This window comes from uncultured Ruegeria sp., from assembly GCF_947497005.1.
Classification (GTDB): domain Bacteria; phylum Pseudomonadota; class Alphaproteobacteria; order Rhodobacterales; family Rhodobacteraceae; genus Ruegeria.
Map to the genome: position 1 here is coordinate 301,487 of NZ_CANMFF010000004.1, position 20,201 is coordinate 321,687.

Below are 20,201 nucleotides of genomic sequence, written 5' to 3' on the forward strand. Positions count from 1 at the left end.
TAGGACAGGGCTTATCGCAGTTCGGCTTCGGTATTGCCGCCATCCACAGTCACGACATGCCCGGTGGTGCGTTCCATCAGCGCCAAAGCCACAAATGCACCTGCCACATGCGTGGCTTCGACTTCACGGCCCAACAGGTTGCCTGACATATATGTTTCCTCAGACACCCCGCGTGCAGCGGAGCGTTCTTGGATGAACCCATCTGTCAACAGACCAGACCGAATGCGGTCTGCATTCACTCCATTCACACGAATACCATGTTCGGCCAGTTCAAGCGTCAACTGGCGCAACAAAAATAGAGTAGCGGCTTTTGGCGTGCCATAAGCCCCCATGTTGCGGCCTGGATTGATCGCCTGCTTGGAGATATTGAACAAAATCTGTCCGCCCCGGCCCTGTGCTTGCATCACCTGCGCAGCCCGCGTTGCAAAAGCCTTGTGCGCAAAGAAATTTAGCTCGAAAGCAGAGCGGAATTCCTCGTCGCCCAATTCCAGCAACGCGCCGGACGTCGCAGACCCGGCGTTGGATACCAGCATATCAAGACCACCAAACCGGTGAATCGCGGCAGCGACCGCGGCATCTGCGGCGCCACTCTCGGTCACGTCGCAGGCAAATATCGAATGCCAAGGGCCAAGGGCCAGCTTTGCCTTTTCCAACGCCGTCTCATCCAGATCTACCAACGCAACGTTTGCCCCGGCATCCGCAAATGCCTTGGCGGTTGCCAGACCAATTGCACCTGCTCCACCGGTAACCATCACTATCTTTCCCTGAAGCGGGGGCGGAGAGCTTTTGCCCAGCTTCGCCTGCTCAAGCGACCAGTATTCGCAATCGAAACGGTCCTTTTCATTGGTCGGATAGAAGCCGCCCGCATCTTCGCCCACCGATCGAACCCGAAGGTTTTGTTCGGCGAGGTCCGCTGCTATCGAGGCAGTTTTTGCATTCGTACCAATGCCAAGGATCCCGACACCTTCGATCCAGGCGTGCTTGGGGTCTTGAGGCAGCAGTTTCTTGGGCTCATCAGCCTGCGGTGCCTGCCGTTCAAAATATGCTCGATAGTCGTCGGCAAATTCCTCGACTTTTGCCTTGATCTGAGACCGCCCCCCGGCCAAATCCGAAGTGCGCAAAACAAGTGGGCAGCCTTTTGTTCGCAAAACGTGGTCAGGCGACGCCATGCCTCGTTGCGCCAGGGTGTCAATGTCGGTCCGGTCAAAAAACCTCATGACGTCCGGCCCGTTTCGAAGATCGAAGACAGGCATCGGATCATCCTGCCGGGTCGCAACTTCGGCGATGACCCCGCGCAGAATTGGCAATATATTTAGACCTTGGGCACGATCACGACGTCCAATCGTCGTTAGATCCTTCATACCAAAATAGGCAGCGACTTCGTTGGTATGCGCCACGATCCGGTCATAGCTTTCCTGCGCCGTCGAACCAAAGGTAAAGTGCCCATGCTGCAGCAGCAGAAGTCCTTCGACATTCGGGTTTTCGTCAAATACCTCTGCCGCTTTCTTGGCCAGCCCGAAGCCTGGCATGATATAGGGCACGATGCCCAGCCGGTCGCCAAAAATCTCGCGGCAGATATCCTCGGCATTGGGCAGGTTGGCCAGCACCAGAAACGGGGTCGCATGTGTATGGTCGACATATTTATGCGGAAGAAACGCGTGTAGCAGTGTTTCCACAGAGGGGTTCGGCGAACCTGAGTCCAGCAGATTGGCACGCTGAACATTGACCATCTGGAAATCTGACAACTGCTCCAATGCACGCAGTTTCATCAAAGGATCGAGCCATACGCCCGGCAGGCCCGGTGCCTCAATGCTGTCCAGATCCCACCCGGACCCTTTGACATGAAGAACGCGCTGCGGCTCGCCAAAGAGATCATTGCGTTCCAGCTTGACCGAGGTATTGCCCCCGCCATGCATCAGTAAGTCTGGATTCTGGCCGATGAGCCGGGAAGTATAGACACGCTCACCCAGTTCCTGATCTGCCGGATCAACACCAGCCTGATCCCGCCAATTCCGTGCCTCATCGGCCTTGTACCAGTTTTTAATCATCATTCATTCTCAGCAAGTTAAGCGAGCCTACGACCCATAAGATCGGTTGCACAATCGTTGACGGTGCTAAACAAAGTATTAATCATTCCGGTCCGGAAACAGTCCGGCAAGGCCTTCTGCAGAGGCCTCGCAAACGCCACGCTCGGTTATAAGTCCGGTGACCAGCCGGTTTGGTGTGACATCAAAGGCGGGATTGGCACCTTCCGTGCCATCTGGCGTCACGCGAACATCTGAGATGTTCCCCTGCCCATCAACACCCATGACATGGGTCACTTCCTTTGCATCGCGTTCTTCGATCGGTATTTCTGCAACACCGTCGCGAACCGTCCAATCAATCGTAGGCGAGGGCAGGGCGACGTAAAACGGGACACCGTTGTCCCGTGCGGCCAGAGCTTTCAGATAGGTGCCGATTTTGTTGCAGACGTCACCTTGTGCCGTGGTTCGATCCGTTCCTGTAATGACCAGGTCAACCAACCCGTGCTGCATCAGGTGCCCCCCCGCATTGTCCACGATATAGCGATGGGGAATCCCGTGTTCGCCCAGCTCCCAGGAAGTCAACGCGCCCTGGTTGCGCGGCCTGGTCTCGTCTACCCATACGTGAAGCGGAATGCCCGCGTTAAGCGCGTGATACATGGGGCTTGTCGCCGTGCCCCAATCCACTGTCGCCAGCCACCCCGCGTTACAATGGGTCAACAGACGCACCGGCTCGCCCTCTGGTTTTCGCGCAGCAATGTCCTTGATCAGCTCCAGCCCGTGACGGCCAATAGAGGCGTTGATTTCGACATCTTCGTCCGCAATCTCCTGCGCTAACGCCCAAGCGCGTTCAGCACGATCATCCGGAGCGAGTGACATCAGTGCTTCACGGCATCTGTCCAATGCCCAACGTAGGTTGATTGCCGTGGGCCGGGTCGCATGCAGTACGTCATACGCACCGTCGAACGAAGCTTCGGAACTGTCACGAGACATCTGCTCGGCAATCCCAAACGCAGCGGTTGCACCAATCAGTGGCGCACCCCTGACCCACATATCCCGTATAGCTGCTGCGAATTCATCCAGAGTTTTCAATGTCACAATCTGGAAATCATGCGGCAACCATCGTTGATCAATGATCCGAACTTCACCTGCTGGTTTGTCCCACCATATCGACCGGTAATGGGTGCCTTGTACTTTCATAATGCGGTCTCCGTATTCGAATGGCCTGATCAGAATTCAAATACAGGGTGCGTTCTTATGAAGAACTTGTAAACGGGCGTTTCTGATTTCGCGGCAGTATTTTGGGGTGACTAGAGGTGCAGCTAGTGCCGCATGGCGGCACGGATTTCCCGCTCCAAAGCGTCCAGAAACCTCGAGCGGTCTGCTTTGCCGAAAGGTCTACCACCGCCGCCCGTTCCCATTGGATTGGCCGCGCGCAGGTCAGCCATCAAATCACGCATTGCCAATTGCTGGCCTATATTTGCTGCGGTAAAGGCTTCGCCGTTCGGGCGCAAAACACGTGCGCCCGCTTCGACACATTTCGCAGCCAAAGGGATGTCGGACGTAATGACGACATCCCCCGCGCTGCAGCGTTCGGCAATCCACTTGTCAGCTTCATCAGCGCCTTCTGAAACGATGACAACTTGCACCAATGGGTTGGCTGAAGGCCGTAGGCCGCCATTGGACACCAGCACCATAGGCACCTTGTGTCGCGTCGCGACTCGCTCAGCCTCGGCTTTGACAGGGCAGGCGTCGCCATCGATGTAAAGCGTGGTCACGCCCTTTTAGCCTCTTTCTTGGCCGGTTCTGCAGGTTTCTTGCGCACTTTGAACTCTTCAGGAATCGGCATCCGATTGAACGCGTCCAGACCAGCGATCTTGTAGGCTTCGGCCAGAGTTGGATAGTTGAACGTATTCTGTACGAAATAGTCTACCGTGCCCTTCAGATTCAGCACAGCCTGCGCAATGTGGATCAGCTCGGTCGCGCCCTCGCCGACGATCTGCACGCCCAATACCCGGCGAGTTTTTAGCGAGAACAGCATTTTCAACATGCCGTGCTCGAGCCCCATGATATGCCCGCGTGAGGTTTCGCGGAACCGGGCAACGCCAACCTCATAGGGGATGCCACGCTCCTGCAGTTCTTCCTCGGACATGCCGCAAGTCGAAATCTCGGGTACGGAATAGATGCCATAGGGATACCATGGGCTTTCCGGCAGGGTGGGGGTTTCAAGCGCGTGACATGCCGCGACACGCCCCTGTTGCAGCGAGGTCGAGGCCAACGAAGGGTGCCCGATTACATCACCGGTTGCATAGATGTGAGGAACCGTAGTTTGATATGTCTTGCGATCGACCTTGATCCGGTTGCGATGATCGACTTCCAACCCAACGGCATCCAGATTGAGTTTTGACGTTGCGCCCATGCGCCCGGCAGCAAACAGCAACATTTCGGCCCGTACGTGGCGTCCGTTTTCAAGGGTCACTTCCACATGACCGCTGGCATCTTCAATTTTCTCAACGGCCGAGCCCAAACGCAAGTCAACACCGTTTTCCCGGATCTGGTGGGTGAAGTCGTGGATAAGTCGACTGTCAATGAAGTCCAGGAAGGTATCCCGCGGTTCAATCAGCGTTACCCGCACATCCAATGCCGAAAACATCGTAGCGTATTCGACACCAATGACCCCGGCACCGATAACAACCAGCGAGCGTGGAATTTCCGCCATTTCCAGAAACTCGTCGCCATCGACCACGGTCTTGCCATTGAACGGAACATAATCCGGACGATAGGTTTTGGTGCCGGTCGCAATTAGGAATTTGGCAGCGGTTACGCGCGTGGTCTCTCCTGCGTCGGTGGCGACTTCGACCTCATCCGGTCCGACAAACCTGGCCAATCCATCCAATGTATCCACGTGGTTGCGGTTGAACTGATGCTCCAACACGTCAACCTCATGATCGAGGGTCATATGCAAACGGGCTTTCAGATCTTCGGCGCGGATCTGATCTTTTACCCGGTATGAACGACCGTAAAAACTGCGCTCTCGCCAGCCTGACAGGTTCAGAACCGTTTCGCGCAGGGTCTTGGATGGGATGGTGCCTGTATGGACAGAAACGCCACCAAACCGATCTTTACGGTCGATTACCAATACGCGCCGTTTCAGTTTGCCCGCCTGAATCGCGGCTGAACGCCCTGAAGGTCCTGACCCGATGATGATCAGGTCATAATCGTATTTGCTCATCCTTCAGTCTCCGTACAGAGCCTCGGCATGAAAGACGACGTGATCTTCCATGAAGGTCGACACAAAGTAGTACGAGTGATCGTAGCCCGGCTGGAAGCGATAACTCGCTTGCTGCCGGCGCAGTGCGACGGCTTGTGCCAGTGCTTCGGGGCGCAGCAAGTCCATGAACTGATCATCAGAACCAGTGTCGATCAGAACGGGGCCGTCGAACCCTTTTTCCTTCATCAACAGGGACGCATCATGTTTGGCCCAAAGAGACTCATCGTCTCCGAGGTATGCGCTCAGTTGTTTGCGGCCCCAATCCGCACCGGTCGGGTTTGAGATCGGTGCAAAGGCCGAAACCGAACGGAAACGACCTGGCAAGTTCATCGCCAGTGTCAAAGCGCCATGCCCGCCCATGGAATGACCGGTAATGGCCTGGCGTTCGCTGTCGATAGAGAAGTTTTCGAACAGCAGGGTGGGCAGTTCTTCGGCAATGTAGTCCCACATCTGGAAATGCGGAGCCCACGGTTCTTGTGTTGCGTTCACATAGAACCCTGCGCCTTGACCCAAATCATAATCCTCGTGATCTGCGACGCTTTCACCGCGCGGTGACGTATCGGGGAATACGACTGCAATCCCTTGTTCCGCCGCCCACGCCTGTGCACCAGCCTTGGTCATTGCGTTTTCGTGGGTGCAGGTCAGACCTGACAGATACCATAAGATCGGAACCGGACCGTCCTTAGCCTCGGCTGGAAGAAACAGGCCGAAAGTCATATCACATTGGCACACCGAGGAGGCATGGCGGTATACGCCCTGCACTCCACCAAAACAGGCATTTTCCGAAAGGGTTTCCATCAGGCACCGTCCTTATTTTAGAGTCGCAACATGGCTAACGATCCACGGACCCGGCGTAAAGTCCGAGCGCCTTCGACGAGAGTATTTTTCGAAAAGGTGAAGATCAGAGGGTGCTTACCCAGGCGATCACCGGCGGTACGGTCAGAATGCTGACGATTGTGGACAAAAGGATGGCTGCTGATGCGCGTTGAGGGGCGGTTCCGAAATGCGCGGCCAGCATGTAAACATTGCCCGCAACTGGCAAAGCGGCCGCGGCAATCGCCACGGTTGCCGGAAAAGTTTCAATCGGTATCAGCCATATCAATGCGACAGCAACGCATGCCGGGTGGATCACCAGTTTGCAAAAACTCAGCCACGCGGCGATCTGGATACGCTCCGCCGATTTGCCTGCCAGTGATGCGCCAATGGCGAACAATGCCCCCGGGGTTGCGGCACCCCCGAGAATGGTCAGAAAGTCACCAAGAGGTTCAGGAACAGGAATTTGGAGCGAAGACCAGATGAGACCGGCTGAGATGGATACGATCATGGGGTTCTTAACCAAACCTAGTCCGATCAGCCTGAATGTGGCCGGGGTCAGTTTACCGTCACGGCCACCATTGATCAGGATCACGATCAAGGAAGAAAACACCACCAGATCGACAGTCAGAACCAGCATGACAGGCCCAATTGCCGCCTCAGTGAACAAGAGCGCCAGCATCGGGAGGCCAAGAAAACCGACGTTGCCGATAGCGGCACATTGCGCTTCGACCGCTGCGGTTGGGATATCGAGACCGCGCAGCCAGGCGACGCAGGTCGCCAGCGCATAAACTGTCACGGTTCCCAGAAGATATCCAAGGATCAGCCGGATGTTGAAAATCTCGGCAAAGGGTAGGGTGGCTGCAAAGCGAAACAACATCGCTGAAAGCGCAAAGTAAAAGACGAACTTGGTCAGATATGCTGTGGCTTCGGCAGTGAAAAACCGCGTGCGTCCCGCCCAAAAGCCCAGGCCGATAATCGCGAAAAACGGAAGGGTGCGCAGAAAGATATCGACCATGGGCCAAGTCCTAGCACGGTTTGAACCCGCCGCAAGTACGCGGCATCAAAGCAATTGCACCGCCGTATTTGATGAAATACCTGAGAATCGTTGTATCTAAACCGAACAGTTTATAATCTGACGCGATTATCGATCAAGGAAGCGACATGACCCAGACCGCCACCATCCTGCGCACCGGCCGAAAATTCGACCAGGTTTTACGCGGGGCCCGAGAGGTTTTCATGGCGGACGGGTTTGAAGGTGCAAGCGTGGACGACATTGCCCGCGTAGCTGGAGTATCAAAGGCAACATTGTACAGCTACTTCCCGGACAAGCGCCTTTTGTTCATGGAAGTCGCGCAAACGGAATGCTGCCTGATGGCCGAGCGGATCATCTCGATGATCGACGAAACCAAACCCGCCCGCGAGGTGCTGCAGATCACAGCGACACAGCTGACTGCTTTTCTTGTGTCGGATTTCGCGCAGCAGGTTTTCAGAATCTGTGTCGCCGAACGAGACCGGTTCCCCGAACTTGGCCGTGCGTTCTATGAGGCTGGGCCACAAAATGGCCAGCGACAGATGGCCGAGTATTTGGAAAAAGCGGTAGCCAAAGGCGAACTGGCTATTGAAGATGTACATATCGCAGCCGAACAGTTTTCCGAATTGTGCAAGGTGCGGATCTGGACCCGGGCGGCATTCGGCATTCAGAACTCGTTCAGCAAGGACGAAATAGATCTGGTCGCCGCTCAGGCTGTTGACATGTTTCTTGCCCGATATGGGGTATGATCCATAAAAGTGATGGCCCGCGCCCTAAACAGGGGCGCAGACCATCGCTCACTCACCAAGACACTCGATACAGAACAGTTTAAGGCAATAAGTCTTGTGTGAATCCCTTTACTCAATGAAAGTTCGGGCCAGGCGCTCGCTGACAGGCTGTGCCAGATAAGCAATCACTGCGCGTTCACCGGTGCTTACGAACAGGTCTGCGGGCATCCCGGGGACCAGGTCCAAAGCCGCCACCTCTTCGGATTGCTGTTCATCCAGTTTGACCCGTGCCTTGTAGTAGGCCTCGCCCGTACGTTCGTCCTCCAATGCGTCAGCCGAGATATCAAAGATTGCACCTAGGGCCTCGGGCACATCGGCTTGGGCAAAAGCGGACAGGCGGATACGTGTGGCCTGACCGATTTTCAGCTTGTCGATGTCGCCGGGTTTAACCCGGGCTTCGACAATCAACTCCTGGTCGGCGGGCACGATTTCCATGATGTGCTCGCCAGGTCTTATCACTCCACCTGTGGTCGAAGCGGCCAGATTGACAACGCGGCCACTGGTTGGGGCCAGAATCTCGATTCGTTTGCGGCGTTCTGCGGCGCCTGCGTATTGCGGACGGATCAGATCAAGCTGCGCGTCAACAACGGCCAGCTCTCCGGCGAAAACTTCATCCCGCAGTTTTTGCTGGCTGATCAGCGTCAGTTTCAACTCGCTGACCTGATTTTCCGCCTGCGCAATTTGCGTCCGAAGCGAAGCATCAACGCCTGAAAGCCGTTCAACTTCGATCTGCCGGGTACTGACACGCGTAGCCGCGACAAGGCCCTTTTTCAGCAGGCTTCGCAAGTTGTTCAGTTCCTGTACAGTAATGTCCATCTGATTTCGCGCGCTGACACGCTGCTCATTCAGGCCTGCGATCTGGTCCCCCAAGGCTGAAATGCGCTGGGAATTGATTTCTACCTCGGTCGCGCGGGCGCGAAATTCAGCGTCAAACAACTGCTTCTGAGTCAGATAGGCCGAATACCAGTGCAATCTGTTCATTCCTTCTTTGAAGTTCTCAAACGCGGTGGCCTCGACAAATTGTGTCCGCCCCCGCATTTGCGCCAGCAGGCGCGCGCGGCGCACGGACAGTTCTCCGAGCTGACTGCCGAGCACGCTGAGGTCAACGTCAATGTCGGTGCTGTCCAACCGGATCAGTGCTTGCCCCTGTTCGACAAATTCGCCGTCTGTAACCAATATGGACCGCACGATGCCGCCATCGAGATGCTCGACTGTCTTTCGGTCGCCTTCCACCACAAACGACGCTGGCGCCACAACAGCCCCATCCAGTCTTGAGGCGAACGCCCAGTAGACACTGCCACCGACGAAAGCCAGAAGGGTGATCAGACCAAGCAGAACGTACATCCTGATGCCGGGTGTGACATCGGTGACGTCAACGATCTTTACGTCATTGAGAGTCAGGGCATCGTTGATCGGGGTATGGGGAACGATCCGGGTCATTGAGCAGCTCCTGTGATAAGATTGTCGTCCCGAAGGTGCAGGGCAGGGTTTCTCGCCGATGCCCGTTGCGTCGGCGATTTCAGCACGTTGCGGCTGTTGACCTTGAGCACGTCGTCCTTGTCGCCAAACTGGGTTTGTGACCCGTTGCGTAAGACCATGACCTTGTTTGCCGCTTGCAATGTGGCGGGGCGATGCGTCATGACAACAGTTATCGACCCTCGGGCCTGGGCTGCAAGGATGGCGTCACGCAGGGCTTTCTCACCTTCGGCATCCAGATCCGAGTTCGGTTCGTCCAACACCATTACGAATGGATCGCCATAGAGCGCCCGGGCCAGGGCAAGACGTTGCCGCTGACCGCCGGACAGGAAAAAACCCTGACCGATACGCGTTTCATACCCGTCTGGCAGGCTGCTGATCAGTTCATGTACGCCAGCCTCTCGCGCGGCGCGCAGCACTTCGGCATCGTCAATGGCAACGGAAAACCGACCGATGTTTTCACGTATCGTGCCGTCAAACAACTCAACGTCCTGCGGTAGATAGCCGATTTGTTTGCCCAGATCCTCGTGATTCCATTTCGACATCGGACTGCCATCCAAAAGAACCTCGCCCCGCTGCGGGTGCCAGATTCCGGCCAGCATTTTGCCCAGCGTTGTCTTGCCAGATCCACTTTGGCCGATGATTGCCAGCACATCGCCTGCGGTCAGGCTGAAATCGATGCCGCGAAGGGTGGCGTTGAGTGCACGGGGCGGCCCCGCCTGCGCGATTTTCACATCCAAAGACTTGAACGCGCGGGGCAAGTGGAGGTTGGGCGGTGTCTCAGCATATTCCTCGGTCAGCGATTTGATCTTGGCATAAGAGCCTCGCGCAGCCAAAAAGGTACGCCATTGCCCGATCAGTTGATCGATGGGTGCAAGAGCGCGTGCCAGAACGATGGTTGCAGCAATCATGACGCCCGCAGTGGTTTCGCCAGTGATAGCCAGCGCTGCGCCCAATCCAAGCGCGGCGGATTGTAGCCCCATACGCACGGTCTTGGACATGACCGAGAAGCTGGCGATCCGGTCCGCAGCACGGCTCTTATGGTTATGGGCATCCACTTGCAAAGCAGTCCAACGGCGCACCAGATCGGATTTCATGCCCAACGCATGGATCAGCTCGGCATTGTTGTCGCCGGTTCGGAACAATGCGTCCGAACGCCCGCGGGCCTGTGCGGCCTGCTGCATCGGCTGATGTGCGCGAGTGTTGTTGATCAGTGCCATAGCCGTCAGCATCAACGCACCTGCCAGTCCGAGCAGGCCGAGCAGAGGATGAAGAACATAGAGCATCAGCAAATAGATCGGTATCCAGGGCGCATCGAAAAATGCTGTCAGGGTTGTGCCGGAGATGAATTCGCGAAACCCGTTCACGTCTTCGACCAGGTTTTCACCCGTGGCGGCTTCGCCCTGCACCCGGCGCTGCATGGCCGAGGCAAGGACGGGGGTGCCGACAGTCATTTCAAACCGTGCGGCAAGGCGGCCCAGAATGCGCATTCGTATCAGATCAAGACAGGCGATTACCACAAAGACACCCGCCAATAGCAGAGACAGGGCGATCAGCGTGTCAGAATTCTGACTGGTCAGGACGCGGTCATAGACCTGCAGCATGTAGATCGGTCCGGCCAGCATCAGCAGGTTCAGAAACAGACTAAAGAAGGCGACCGCGACAAAACCTTTGCGCAGCGACCTCCAGGCGGCTTTGACGGGATTGGTTTTCTGCAACATCGTGTTGATCCTTTCCGGTTTTGAAAGCGGGGCGACCCGGGCCGCCCTGCCACTGGATCCCTTACGCGACGAAATCGTCTTCGTTCAGATCGGCGCTGTTGACGCCGACCAGACGGACCGTGCCTTCATTGCCAAAGCTGATCACAGCATCGTCGCCATCCTGAGCGACATTGACCTGGGCGCCGAAATCTGGCCCGAAATCATCGAATTGCAGCTTGTCCAGATCTGTTTCGAAATCCTTGACGACGTCATTGCCGAAATTGGCGCCAAACTGGAACGTATCTGCGCCTGCTCCACCGATCAGGATGTCATCGCCACCTTCACCGTTCAGCGCGTTGGACAGATCGTTGCCAACGATCACGTCACCTTCATCAGATCCGATGACGTTCTCGACTGACCTCAGAATGTCGGTTTCGATCTGATTGTCGATGACATCCTGACCAATGACACCTGTTCCACCCACAGCGTCCACATCCAGCGTGGCACCCGCATCCACCAACGTGTCCTGCACAACCGGACCGTTTTGGCCGGCAGGCGCATTGTGCAGATGGATGGCCGAAACGACACCCGGGATCGGTGTGTTCAGATCGGCTTCGTTCAGACCAACAACGCTCAGTTCACTGGAATAGGTGACTATGCCGGTTGTCAGATCCTGGGTGATGACAACGGTCGCGTCCCCCGTGGCGTCGCTGTCTGAAGTTGGACCAGGTTCTTGCGCCGCGTCCAGATCACCGCTCAGGGTGACGGTGCGAAAACCGCCTTCCGTCACATCGCTGTCAACAAGCAACTGTCCACGGATTTCACCAGCCGGGAAATCAGCTGTGTGGATGTTGTAATACAGATTGCCCTGCGCCGCTTCTTCAACAAACCAGGCGCCGTCCGGGATATTCGCTCCGAACTGATCTGGCGCGGCGATGACCGCATCCACGATTGACACGTTGAAGCCGGTGTCGCGCGTGGCCGTGCCGTTGCCGTTGGCATCCAGACGGACTTCAACCGCGACATCCAGATCCGAGAAGTCAGCCGTGTCGATGCCATCTCCACCATCGATGAAGTCATTGCCCAGACCACCGGTCAGAACGTTGTCTGCATCGCCTGCGATCAGAACATCATCACCAGCGCCGCCGTTTATATCGCCGTTGGTAGTCCCCAGATCGACAAAGATGTCGTCGCCGTCGCTCAGCAGAACGTTGCCGTTGATGACACCTTCATCGTCATTGACGATGGTGACAGTCCCGGCATCCGAAGCATCGATGGCGTTGACCGTGCCACGGATCTCACCCTCGTTGAGGATTGCACCCAGCAGGTTAAGGCCGCCGTCCACGCGGATACCAGCTGCGGCTTCCGATCCTTCCGATCCGGCGATCAGACCTTCGTTGACCACAACACCGGCAAAGGACGCATCGTCCTGACTGGTAAACAGGCGCAAACCATCGCCAACCTGATTTCCCTCGGCAGCGTCACCACGACCTTGCAGGGTGCCTTCGTTCAGGATTGCGGCCGAAACCACATCACCCGACACGTCGCCGGTTTGAAGCGACACGGCCGAGCCGTTGTTGCCTTCGCCCGCGTCCACCAGACCGGTATTTGTAAAGGTATAGTTGTCAGCGGTGCCGTCGGCATAGACAGTTCCGTTGCGCTGGTTTCCGGTGCCGAGAATCTCACCTTCGTTGACGATTTCAAGTCCAACGCCGTCAATGTTCAGCGCGCGGCTGTCCGAGGTCACAGTGCCCTGGTTCAGGAACGAACCGCCCGCGTGATCGCCAGTGCCAAAATAAACGCCGTTCTGACCGCCCGCAAACACGCCGGTTTCTTCGTTGACCAGTTGTCCCTGAAAATCAACGTTGTTGACCGCACGAAACGCGCCGACAGTACCGTTTGCACCTTCCGATGTAACAGTACCGCTGTTGGTGATAGTGCCGGTAAACGAGGCGGGGGCAAAGCCACCTTCCTGACGTACGCCTTCCAGACGAATGCCGTCACCTGCAGTGCCCAGCGCCGCGCCAGCGTTGCCGCGACCGGCGATGGTTCCCGCGTTTTCAACCTCGACCTCACCATTTCCGTCTCCGGCCAACGACAGCGAAATCCCCGCGCCGTTGTTGTGCTCACCCGCATCAATCGTGCCTGTGGCCAGGTTATTGATCGAATAGTCTTGCGCGGTATCGTCGGCATAGATCGTACCGTTGCGTTGATCTCCTTTGCCCAGAATGGCTCCGCCGTTGATAATGTCGACACCGGAACCATCGATGTTAACCGCGCGGCTGCCTGACTGGATGGTGCCAAAGTTCAACACATCCAGATCATGCTCGCCGTCACCGACATAAAGGCCATTGCGCGGACCTTCGATTACACCGGTCGAGGTGTTCAGAATCTCTCCCGCTGAATTTGCGCCATCGGCAATACGGATACCGGCTGCGGTGCCCTGATTGCTTTCGGTCGAAATCAGGCCGCTGTTGACAATCTCGGTTTCAAGAACGGTGCCCTGAGCCCCGTCATCGATACTAATACCGTCACCGGCCAGTGAGGTGTTCGACGCCGCTTGGCCACGACCCTGAATGGTCGCTCCAAAGCCATTAAACACGTCGGTTTCGACGCGATCATCAACCTCTTCTCCAATTTGCAGCGAGATGCCAGCACCCTGATTGCCTTCACCCGCATCAATCAGGCCGCCGGTGAAGTTCGAGATCGAAACGTCCTCGGCTGTCGAATTGGTATAGATGGTGCCGTTGCGCTGGTCGCCGGTGCCAATGATATTGCCGAAGTTGCGCACATCGATGCCCTGGCCCTGAATATCGACCGCACGGCTGTCAGAAGAGATGACAGCGCCGCGGAAGTTGTCCAGGCTGCCTGAACTTTCAGCGCCCGCGAATTGCACACCGTTGAACTCACCCGCGATCTCGCCAAAGTTGCGGACCGAGGCGACGCCGGTGACCTGAACACCGGTTGCAAGGGCAACAGGACCATTATTCGCCTCGATCAGACCCGAGCGGAAGTTGAAGATATCAACATCCTGACCCTGCGCCTGAACAGCGGCAACGGCGTTGTTGGTGACAATCTCGCCAAAGTTCAGCAGGCGGGAAAAATCATTCGCCAGAACAAAGGCCGGTGTGTCGTCAACGACTGTGGATTGAAAGAAATTGTTGATGAGGGTTTGGCCATCGCGGGATGTCTCTTGCGCCAGGGTCGACGTGGTCAAGAGACGGGCGCGCAGGCCTTCTGTAAATTGGGACAGCATGGATTACTCCGTCAAAAAGTTGCGTTCGTGCAAGCGGCCCGTCAGTTTGGGCAGCCGACGCAACAAAGGACTAGGCCGCCCCCGGTGCGAACTGAAATTCATGGTTCAAATCGGGTGTATAACCGTCGCAAATAGTCACGGTTTTCGTGAGGACTGAAACATCGGAGCCGCTGCAAACACGGCGTTTCTGCCCAAGGGGAGTGGGCTGGAAATCTATTCGTTTTCGAATTCTGACAGATTTGTTAGAGGATGTGAGCGTAAATTGGTCTGGTTCTGCCTCAGCCACCTTCTGAATCCTGACGTCTGATCGTATTCTGATAGGCGATTGATTAGAAGATTTTGCTTCGGGATTGGATGTCCGATGAACCTCAGAGATCTGGAATATGTACTTGCCATAGCAAAACACGGCCAGTTCAGCCAGGCGGCGGCGGCTTGCAACGTGTCCCAGCCTGCCATGTCGAACCAGATCAAAAAGCTTGAGCAGGAATTGGGAACCGATCTGTTCCTGCGCCTCAACAATGAGGTGCGCCCGACTTTATACGGTGCCCGTGTCGTTGAAATCGCCCAGCGCATACTGAACGATGCGCAAGAAATCCGCGACACCGCCACTGAATTCCGAGACCCCGACGCCGTCCCCCTGACAATCGGCATGACCCCTACGTTGGCCCCGTATCTGACTGGGTATTTTTCCGAACTCTTCAGTACTCTGTGTCCAAAGATGCGAGTCACGCTGGTTGAGGACCTGCCACAAAACATGTTGCGCAGGGTCGAGGATCACACGCTGGACATGGCGTTGGTGGCAAAGATCAACAACAGTGCCTCTTTGGACTTTACCTCGATCTGGTCCGAGCCATTGTTTCTGGCGCTGCGCGAAGGGCATCCACTGTGCACCCTGCCGTCGATTGCGCCGGAAGATGTTCCGCCGCATGACTTCATTCGGCTACCGCACAGTTTCGGATACGATCTTGAGGACCGGCTTCCCACGCAAGTTGGAACAACACGGATCAGCAAGCGTTTCGATCTGACCGCGCTGCGGTTTGAGACGATCTGCCGCCATCTTTGCCATTCCGACGATTGCACAATTGTGTCCGCTCTGGCTGCGGAGCAGTTCAAGCGGGATAACTGGCCTTTGTGTTTCATCCCGTTCGACGCCCCCGGACACCTGCGGGATCTTGGTGCGGCCACCCGTCCAAACTGCCCCAGGAAACCAATGCTAGCGCGTATCGGGGCTTACATCCTGAAAAACCCCCCGGTTGGTGTATTTCCAACCTATAAGCCGGACAATGAGGTTCAGATCGAAATCCCAACCTCTGCACCTGTGCCGGAGAAAGCCTAGCGATCTATCGGACCACAGACATGAATTGCCGAGTTAGCGCAGGGCCGTCCACACATTCTATTGACGCAAGGCAACGGGGGGCACTATCGGTGACTTCGTTGATAACCGAATGCCCCAGCTTGCTTTGCTGGTCGCCGAACACTGGAACAGGGACATGACCGAAACCGAAATCCGACACGAGGGAATGCGCATCGGGGGGCAGGTCGTGTACACGGAAGAAACCGTTCTTGTGCATTATCCTTACACCAACGCCATCGTGGATACGTTTCGGCTAGAACTGCCCAACACGCGCGACAAGCTTTTTGGATCGCAGCAAACTACGTCCCATCCCTAACCCGTCGAAGCGATCAGTGCCATCACTCCGTTTAATCACCCGCTGAACATGGTCAGCCACAAGATCGCACCTTCGATCGCGACCAACAATTGCATGGTATGCAAACCAACCGAACTGACCCCCCTGACCGCGCTGACACTGGCCGACATTCTTTACGAGGCAGGCCTGCCGCCCGAGATGTTTCAGGTTGTCACCGGTCGGCCGCAGGACATTGGCGATGAGATGATCACCAATGACATTGTCGACATCGTCACCTTCACCGGAGGTATGTCGGTCGGCAAGATGATTGCCTCGAAGGCCGGGTACAAACGTCAGGCGCTTGAACTGGGTGGAAACGACCCTTTGATTGTGCTGAACGATCTGGCTGGTACCGATCTAGAACGTGCAGCGATTATTGCCGTTGCAGGTGCCACCGGAAACTCGGGCCAGCGCTGTACGGCCATCAAACGTATTCTGGTGCAACACAGCGTAGCGGATCGCATTGTTCCTATGGTGTTGGAAAAAGCGAAGGCGATCCGTTTCGGCGACCCTCAGGACCCCGAAACAGAACTGGGCTGCGTCATCAATGCTGAGGCTGCAGAACTGTTCGAGAACCGTGTTTTGCAAGCGGCAGAGCAGGGGGCCGAAATCCTCTATCATCCAGGCCGCCAGGGCTGTTGAACGTCACACGAACCTGACCCAACCGTCACAGTTGGACCAGAAGTGCAGTGAACGTTCGACATCAGAAGGCGCCCCCAACGTTGAACATCATTTGAATTTGACCTTTGCGTCATCAACTAACGCGCCGCCCCCATTTTTTTGCTCCCGCAGGCAGTTTGGTTTGTTCTGACTTCCCTTTCGGAAAATCAGAGCTGATTTGTAGGTCAGACAGCGAAGCTGCCTGTTCCTGCTAATCTGCCACGTGGCGAACGCGGGAGGGGGCGAGGCAACGTTATTCGACAGGGGTGGTGCGGCCCGCAGGCAAAGCCGAGGACACGGCCCTGTCTAAAAGGGTTGCCCGAGGGGGAGGGCAGTGCCCTCACCCTGACGGCCAGGGGTGTTTGGCTTGTCCAAATCCCGCTGACCTAGGAAAGGAAAGCGGCGGGGAGGATGACCCGCCACCATTGGCGATTGTTAAATTCTGTCATACCGCAAAAGTGACAGTCGGCCCTTTGCTGCCGCTCACGATAAAAGCCAATGCTGCGATGCAGCTTCCCCAGAGCGGCCGTGCAAATTTTCATCCAAGTCCCATCAACATAGGGTAACGATAGCCGAGAATAATCAATACCACCGATTTCGACGAACAACGGACATTCATGGCACCCGCGGCTAAAGCAATGGTCCGTTTGATCCGCAGGGGAGCTGACCACTCAACCAGAGATCGCTTCACATAACACCCCTTCGACCAAATTCATTGTTTGGCACAGCATCAGCGCTTTCGTCAGGGTTGTGGCGAACATGGCAAAGAGCGAATGCTAGCTTGGAAGTTCTGGATAAATACCTGGAGAATTTTAGAGAAAATCTGTGATGTCCTTCTCACTTCGATAACGGATTACTTGCGGGCGATCTTCTTGCAAATTCGGATGATGTCGTCTGCCTCATGTTGAGTAAGGCCAATTTGGGAAAAGACTTCAGATGATATCCCGCAGCTTTTTATCCAGATGCTGCGTCCTGTTTCAGTTAGAGTGACAATCTTCTGGCGCTCGTTCCCGTCCCGCGTCTCACGCCGTAACAGATCTTTTTCCTCAAGGCGCCGCAACAACGGCGTCATTGTCGCTCCGGATACGTCAAGCCGTTTTGCCAAAGTGGAAATGGAGACACCATCCTCTTCGGACAATGCCATCAAGACCAAATACTGGGTGTAAGTTAGTCCCTGGGCCTTCAGAAGTATCTGGTAAAGCTGCTCTATCTTGTGCGAGGCCGCGTAGACCGCAAAACACAACTGATTGTCCAGCCGAACATCTTCGTCGGTCTCAGGCTTTTTCGTCTTGGGCACGATGGCGACTTTCATTTTTGATCTCGGGCACCTTTTAGCATCTGAAGTTTTTACTTGCAAATAATTAGGAAGCTAAATATTAGCTAGCAAGTAAATATAGATGGAGGATGTAATGATCAGACGCAGCATTATAGCTTTTGGCATTTCTGTGGCGGCGGCACCTGCCGTCGCAGAAGGTGACTTTGACTTTGAGAAGGGTTTCGCTGCCTTCGAAGGCTTGTTTGGTGTGACTGAAGGCAAACGCCGCAATCACACCAAAGGATTTTGCGTTAAGGGCACGCTTACACCCTTAGACGAGACGATTGAAACGTACTCCAACAGCCCTTTGTTCACTAGTGAATCTTCGGTTATTGCTCGGGTGTCCCACAAAGGTGGTAGGGCAAATCCAGCAGACGACAAATACGGGTTACTTGGGCTATCGATGGAGATCACGACGCGGGATGATGACCTGCACGTGATTGCCATGAACACCGAACACTTCTTTCCGGTGCCGACGAGCGAAGCGTTCATCGAGCTTTTGCGTGCCAAGGCCGCGGGAGCGGAAGCAACCAAGGCGTTTGCAGCAACCAATCCTTCATTGAAGACCTACAGCGAGTATCATGGTGCATTGGATAAGTCGCTTCGACCCCATGAGGGTACAACCTACTACAGCGTGAATTCCTTCCTTCTTGTAAATGACGCGGGTCAAGAAACTGCGATGCGATTCTATTTCCGCCCATCGGGGCAGGAGGATATCGTTGTTGACACTCACCACGACTTCTTCATTGAAAACATGCAGGCCAATATCGCCAACGGGGGCGTGTCCTGGGAAATGGTTATCGTTCTGGCTAACGCTGATGACAATGCCGAAGATCCCTCTGTTCAGTGGACCGGCGATCACACAGAAATCGTTGCTGCGCGCTTCACAGCGAATGCTGCGATGACCGAGGCTGACGGACAGTGTGACGAGATCAACTTTGACCCGCTGATCTTGAGCGAAGGCTTTGCGCCTTCCAATGATCCCATGTTGCAAGCACGATCGTTGATCTACGCACATGGCGTGGGAAAACGGCTGTTTGAAAAAGAATAACTTCGGATCCACTGAATCAGCGGATCAATCGATTTCCTGCGATGCTCTGCGCTGCCGGAAATACGTATTCTCAATGAGCAAAATGCATGGTCCATAAAGCCATCTTGAAAGAGGGCTTTCCCGGCCTGCTCGATAACTAACCAAGGAGCACGTCATGTTACAGGCAGTAAAGCTGATCGACGCTTTGAATGGAACGTTTGGCCGCCACAATGGCTATCGCGCGTCACACGCAAAGGGATTTGCAGCACAGGGGCGTTTCTTTCCTGCAGTGGGGGAACCGAGAGTTCAGATCCCGATGTTGAACAATGAATGCAAGGCTACGGCGCGCTTTTCCGTTGGGGGTGGAAAACCGGGCATCAGTGACAAAAGCCCTACGGTGCGCGGGATTGGGCTGGAGATCGGAAAAGGATCAGACTCTTGGGTTCTGACGTTAATTTCGAACCCGGTTTTCTTTGCCAACTCTGCGACACAATTCCGGGCTTTTCTTGCCGCTCGTATTCCTAATCCGGACACCGGTGCCCCGGATCCGAAGTTGGTAGAAGCCTTTAATGAGGCAAACCCCAACACGGTGCCACACCAACAATATCTGAAGTCTGTTGCGCCCTGCCGTTGTTATTCGTCCGAACAATACCACTCTGGTCATGCTTATCGGTTTGATTGGAGTGGAAGGGAAATCTCTGCCCGAATTCTGCTGGAGCCGGAGGGTGGGCGTTTGGCATTGAGCAAGGAAGAGATGGAAACCCTCTCGGATGATTTCCTTCATGACAGGTTCCTGGAAAAGCTCTGCGATGGTCCCGCCCGTTGGTCGTTGAAGTTGGTGATCGCGAACGCCGCTGACAATGTGTTTGATCCGACTGTGCCTTGGAGTGAGACACATACCATGGTTGATCTTGGGACAATTCAGGTTGAGCTACCTGATGATCGTTCTGAAAGCACCAAAAAGGTGTTCGACCCAACCCGGATGCCTAAAGGAGTTAGAGCACCCCTGGATGATGTTTTTTCCCTGCGAAGCGGAGCTTACGCGGAATCCGCGGCGAGACGATCCGTCTAAGAGGCCGGTTTGGTATCCGTCAGGGTAACAGCGGCTCTTTAATAGGTATTGACAATACCTATTAAAGAGGGCAAAAGC

Annotated in this window: 16 protein-coding genes; 6 read left to right on the top strand and 10 right to left on the bottom strand. The window is 55.5% G+C overall.

The window, feature by feature from the left end; genetic code table 11:
• Positions 1-11 precede the first annotated feature (11 nt).
• From Q0816_RS08055 to Q0816_RS08080, 6 genes are all read right to left on the bottom strand, one after another.
• Entirely contained in the window at positions 12-2,051 is a 2,040-nt protein-coding gene (locus Q0816_RS08055; RefSeq protein WP_298849255.1) for a bifunctional aldolase/short-chain dehydrogenase, read from the bottom strand.
• Between the two features lie 75 nt (positions 2,052-2,126).
• Positions 2,127-3,221: an S-methyl-5-thioribose-1-phosphate isomerase gene (gene mtnA, locus Q0816_RS08060; RefSeq protein ID WP_298849258.1), complete on the bottom strand. Its 1,095-nt coding sequence runs from the start codon at positions 3,219-3,221 to the stop codon at positions 2,127-2,129.
• Positions 3,222-3,343: 122 nt separating this feature from the next.
• Positions 3,344-3,799 (bottom strand): YaiI/YqxD family protein, encoded by a 456-nt coding sequence (locus tag Q0816_RS08065; protein WP_298849261.1) that lies wholly within the window; start codon positions 3,797-3,799, stop codon positions 3,344-3,346.
• Positions 3,796-5,253, bottom strand: a complete 1,458-nt coding sequence (gene sthA / locus Q0816_RS08070; RefSeq protein ID WP_298849263.1) for a Si-specific NAD(P)(+) transhydrogenase — start codon at positions 5,251-5,253, stop codon at positions 3,796-3,798. Before sthA ends, Q0816_RS08065 begins: the two co-directional genes overlap by 4 nt.
• A 3-nt stretch (positions 5,254-5,256) precedes the next feature.
• Positions 5,257-6,090, bottom strand: a complete 834-nt coding sequence (gene fghA, locus Q0816_RS08075; RefSeq protein ID WP_298849265.1) for an S-formylglutathione hydrolase — start codon at positions 6,088-6,090, stop codon at positions 5,257-5,259.
• Between the two features lie 103 nt (positions 6,091-6,193).
• On the bottom strand, positions 6,194-7,123 hold the full coding sequence (locus Q0816_RS08080) for an AEC family transporter (RefSeq protein WP_298849267.1): 930 nt from the start codon (positions 7,121-7,123) through the stop codon (positions 6,194-6,196).
• Positions 7,124-7,269: 146 nt separating this feature from the next.
• Between Q0816_RS08080 and Q0816_RS08085 the strand changes: the two genes are divergently transcribed.
• The gene (locus tag Q0816_RS08085) at positions 7,270-7,887 is read left to right on the top strand and encodes a TetR/AcrR family transcriptional regulator (RefSeq protein WP_298849269.1); all 618 of its coding nucleotides are present in this window, start codon (positions 7,270-7,272) and stop codon (positions 7,885-7,887) included.
• A 108-nt stretch (positions 7,888-7,995) separates the two neighbouring features.
• On the opposite strand, the gene Q0816_RS08090 is transcribed toward Q0816_RS08085, so the two are convergent.
• The 3 genes from Q0816_RS08090 to Q0816_RS08100 all read right to left on the bottom strand — a co-directional run bounded on the left by Q0816_RS08090 (position 7,996) and on the right by Q0816_RS08100 (position 14,358).
• Positions 7,996-9,366 (bottom strand): HlyD family type I secretion periplasmic adaptor subunit, encoded by a 1,371-nt coding sequence (locus Q0816_RS08090; protein WP_298849272.1) that lies wholly within the window; start codon positions 9,364-9,366, stop codon positions 7,996-7,998.
• The gene (locus tag Q0816_RS08095; protein WP_298849275.1) at positions 9,363-11,123 is read right to left on the bottom strand and encodes a type I secretion system permease/ATPase; all 1,761 of its coding nucleotides are present in this window, start codon (positions 11,121-11,123) and stop codon (positions 9,363-9,365) included. Before Q0816_RS08095 ends, Q0816_RS08090 begins: the two co-directional genes overlap by 4 nt.
• A 61-nt stretch (positions 11,124-11,184) precedes the next feature.
• The gene (locus Q0816_RS08100) at positions 11,185-14,358 is read right to left on the bottom strand and encodes a CHRD domain-containing protein (RefSeq protein ID WP_298849278.1); all 3,174 of its coding nucleotides are present in this window, start codon (positions 14,356-14,358) and stop codon (positions 11,185-11,187) included.
• 361 nt (positions 14,359-14,719) lie between these two features.
• On the opposite strand from Q0816_RS08100, the gene Q0816_RS08105 reads away from it, so the two are divergent.
• The 3 genes from Q0816_RS08105 to Q0816_RS08115 all read left to right on the top strand — a co-directional run bounded on the left by Q0816_RS08105 (position 14,720) and on the right by Q0816_RS08115 (position 16,688).
• Positions 14,720-15,694 carry a LysR substrate-binding domain-containing protein gene (locus Q0816_RS08105; RefSeq protein WP_298849281.1) on the top strand — a complete coding sequence of 325 codons (975 nt, stop codon included), beginning with the start codon at positions 14,720-14,722 and terminating at the stop codon, positions 15,692-15,694.
• Between the two features lie 109 nt (positions 15,695-15,803).
• A complete protein-coding gene (locus Q0816_RS08110; protein ID WP_298849284.1) occupies positions 15,804-16,028 on the top strand; it encodes a hypothetical protein in 225 nt (74 codons plus the stop codon).
• 12 nt (positions 16,029-16,040) lie between these two features.
• Entirely contained in the window at positions 16,041-16,688 is a 648-nt protein-coding gene (locus tag Q0816_RS08115; RefSeq protein ID WP_298849344.1) for an aldehyde dehydrogenase family protein, read from the top strand.
• 871 nt (positions 16,689-17,559) lie between these two features.
• Here Q0816_RS08115 and Q0816_RS08120 read toward each other — a convergent pair.
• On the bottom strand, positions 17,560-18,018 hold the full coding sequence (locus tag Q0816_RS08120) for a MarR family winged helix-turn-helix transcriptional regulator (protein ID WP_298849287.1): 459 nt from the start codon (positions 18,016-18,018) through the stop codon (positions 17,560-17,562).
• A gap of 97 nt (positions 18,019-18,115) precedes the next feature.
• Between Q0816_RS08120 and Q0816_RS08125 the strand changes: the two genes are divergently transcribed.
• Entirely contained in the window at positions 18,116-19,072 is a 957-nt protein-coding gene (locus Q0816_RS08125; protein ID WP_298849295.1) for a catalase, read from the top strand.
• A gap of 154 nt (positions 19,073-19,226) precedes the next feature.
• Positions 19,227-20,123, top strand: coding sequence for a catalase (locus Q0816_RS08130; RefSeq protein ID WP_298849296.1), 897 nt, complete (start codon positions 19,227-19,229; stop codon positions 20,121-20,123).
• Positions 20,124-20,201: the final 78 nt, after the last annotated feature.